The organism is Helicobacter mesocricetorum, assembly GCF_900198605.1.
Classification (GTDB): Bacteria; Campylobacterota; Campylobacteria; order Campylobacterales; family Helicobacteraceae; genus Helicobacter_D; species Helicobacter_D mesocricetorum.
The window spans coordinates 1-3,549 of the sequence record NZ_FZPJ01000054.1 but is presented as its reverse complement, the minus strand read 5'-3'; the positions used below and the strand labels follow the sequence as shown (position 1 = coordinate 3,549).

General features: G+C 33.2%; 1 protein-coding gene. It reads right to left on the bottom strand.

What is annotated here, in order from left to right:
* Positions 1-842: 842 nt before the first annotated feature.
* Positions 843-3,549, bottom strand: a 2,707-nt coding sequence (locus tag C6H18_RS08900; RefSeq protein WP_324736349.1) for a hypothetical protein, incomplete at its 5' end; no start/stop codon positions are given.

Below are 3,549 nucleotides of genomic sequence, written 5' to 3'. Positions count from 1 at the left end.
TTTCTTAGTGTTTGGGTTGGGTTTAGAGTCTTAAGAAGTTTTAGGTTAGTTATTTGTAGTAGGGAGATATTATCAATATTGTAGAATAATTTATACCACTCTGTGTATATTTTATTAAAAAATACAAAATCTTGAAAGTGCTTATTTTACGAGATTTATCATTTATACACTTTTTGCATAAAGAGAAATAAAAAAGAAATTGATGATTGGAAAGAGAGTAGCAGGTTAAATCCATCTTAGCCCCCTTAAGAGGGGACAAAGCTAATAAGCCTTGACAGCCATTATACAAAGCAGTATAATCGCAACCAAGATGAATTTTGCAACAATCATCTTAGCTCCTTTTAGGGGCATAGATTTTGCCACAGGGGTAAAGGACCTGTGGCAATTACCCCATAACATTATACTTGAACTTCTATAAAAAACTTGCACAAACTACATTTAATTGTTTAACTAAAAAATCCAATTAGTTAAGAATCTGAGCAATACAAAGATACTTAGAAACCAACCAAGCTTAAGACTCCAAACCCTCTTCTTTAAAGATTTCAAAAACAAGAGTAGGAGACCTAGATTTACAAGTAAATCTTTCCTTATTGCTTTTTCAATCTTTAAAGAAGAAGCTAAATAATCTAAAGAGTCTATAAAACAAAAAACCAAACAACCCAACCCCCTTAATCTTAAAACCTTACAAACAAGAGTAGGAGACCTAGCTTTGATAAACAAAGCTGTCCTAAAAAACCATCTAATCTAAATCCTCTCAAGATTCTAACTAACCTAACTAATTAAACCAAAGTATCCAACCAACCTAAAGAATAATAAAAACTAAAGAGTAAGGAAGTTATCCCCTACCACAAATAATTAAATTGTGCATATCCTGTATGCATAGCACCATTCTTATCAAAATTCCCATTATAGTTAATAGAGAAATAAAAGGCATTACTAACAGGAACAATCAAAGAAGCTCCTCCAAACTCACTAAATCTAGGTAAAAGATAAGAATCACTGACATAGAATTTTCCAAATCTAGCAGAAGAAGTAGTTACTGGATTAAGATTAAACTTCATCCCTCCTTGAACTAAAGTTTTAAAATGAGGATGCCAATCTCTATACCAACCTAAACTTAACTTCGTGCTAAAGAGATTAAGCTTATTAGCATAATACCGCTCTCCTCCTCTAACAGTAGCAGCCCCTTGTGTATTTTCCATACTATAAGATTGTGTGTAGCTCCCCTCATAAGCTACGCTAAGTTCAGGAGAAAACACATTCTCTCCTTGTGCGAAATTTACCCCCAGAGTTCCACCTAATGCATAACCATAAGTTCTAGGATTAGCTTTTGCTAGATTATCCCCTATCTTTTTTGTTAAATCATTTTGGATAAGGGCTAATTTACTATCTACCTTTAAATAAAACTCTTGATAATCCCCTAGATTATAGAAATTATTAAAATACTTTAATCCTGTGTAATAAGCCTTATTGTTTATATCAAAATAAGAAGATTGCATAGCTGTCTTTTCATAGCCTACATAGACTCCATAAAGGGATTTATCAATCTTCGTGCTATATCCTGTAATTATTCCATCAATATTGCCTTTACTATATTCCCCTAAAGAGAGTTCTGTCTTTTGGTAGGAATGATAAGGTAGTAAAAAGACAGAGTGTTTTTTGGCTTCTTCTTTGGAGGTAAATAAAATATCACTAGAGATTAAAGAAGAGAGGTCAGCATAATAAGCGTCTTTATCTTCAAAAGAAGAAACTATAAAAGCAGAACCATTATTAAACATATTATCTAAGCTATTCATAGAATTACTGACAACAGAATCTATAAAGCTACTCCTTCTTATGGAGTTATTCATTAAGTTCCTATAAGAAGCTCCAGCTATTCCAGAGTTTAAATCAACATCAGTGCTTAATTTACCACTTAAGGGATCATAGCTTAGTGTTAAATCCCCTGCGCCATTAGTTGTAATAGAACCTATGTTTTGGTGAGGGATTCCTGCTACTAGATTATTAATATCACCAAGTTGCGATAAATCTAAGCCTCCTTGATTAATAGTGAGTTTATCAATCTTTACTCCTTGAGTATTGCTTCCTCCTATGGCAAGAGTATCTAATTTTCCATTTTTATTACCAAGATTCCAATTTTTAATCAATACACCCTTAGAGCTATTATTAGTAATACTATCTCCCTTATCATTCTTACCAATCACTCCTGTATTAGAAATATCTAATTGTGCATCTCCTGATAAAGTAATACCTTTGTTAATAGTTCCTCCATCATTAGTGATATTAACCTTAGCAGAACCACTAGCATTAACTCCACCTGCTATGTTTCCACTACCAGAGTTAGTAAGGTTTAGAGCACCTTCTCCTGCTGCTATAATATTTCCTTTGATGTTTCCAGAGTTAGAAATAGCTAAAGGACTCTTGCTTTTAGTTTCAATACTTCCTGTAATAGCATTCTCTGATGTAGAAGTATTAGTAATAGAATTTAATTTACTATTTTCATCAATACTAATACTCCCTGATATAGAAGCATTACCATTATTTACTAATCCTCCATTAACACTAGCACCTCGTTCTATCTTTATAGTGCTACCTATATTAGAATTACCTGTATTTACAATATTTCCCTCTAATGTCGTATTAGCACCACTTATAGTAATACCTCCAGATATAGAACCACTACCTGTATTTTCAATAGCTCTTTTAGAAGTTGAAGTAATGGTAGCTCCATCTTTAATGGTGATGTTACCTGTGATTTTACCATTGAAATTAGTAATACCTGCATTTTTTCCTCCTTGAATCTTAGCTCCTCCGGAAATATTTACATCGCCACTTAGGGAACCACGCTGAATCTGGATACCAGCTAAACCCCCTTGTATCGCTGCACCATCTTTGATGTCTATTTTTTGGGTGGTTGCGTTTTTGTCTAAGAGAATACCTGTTTCATTCCCACTAATTTTCGTGTTTGCTCCACTAATTTCTAAGTCTCCTAGCGTTTGGTTGGGAGCAACTGTGATACCAGAACGTTTACCGTGCACTACCGCCCCATCTTCCATAATTAACTTTCCAAATTTACCTCCTGCTATGCTAACCCCAAAAGTTTCTGATTGTATCGTTCCTTTATTAATAAGAGTGTCAATGGTTGAATTAGTATGTATAACGATACCTGCGTATGAAGTTCCATTAGATGTAGCTTTTATTGTTCCTTTATTGATGAGGGTCTGAATGTGTGAGTTGCTTCTTATGTACATACCAGAAATTCCCTCTATGGTGTTTTCATTAGTAAGAGTGTTAATAGTGCTATCACTTAAATATATGCCGTATCTTTGACTAGATTCTATCGTGCCTGTATTACTAAAAGTCTGAATAGTAGTTTTATTTATCCATACTGCATCTCTACCATTATTCTCTTTAGTAATAATAGTTCCTGTATTATTGAAGTTATTGATTGTAGAACCTTCTTGAAAAGTAACAGCATAACCTTTAGATTCTATTAATCCACTATTCTTAAAGTTCTCAATAGTAGATTTAATATAGAAGTTATATTTA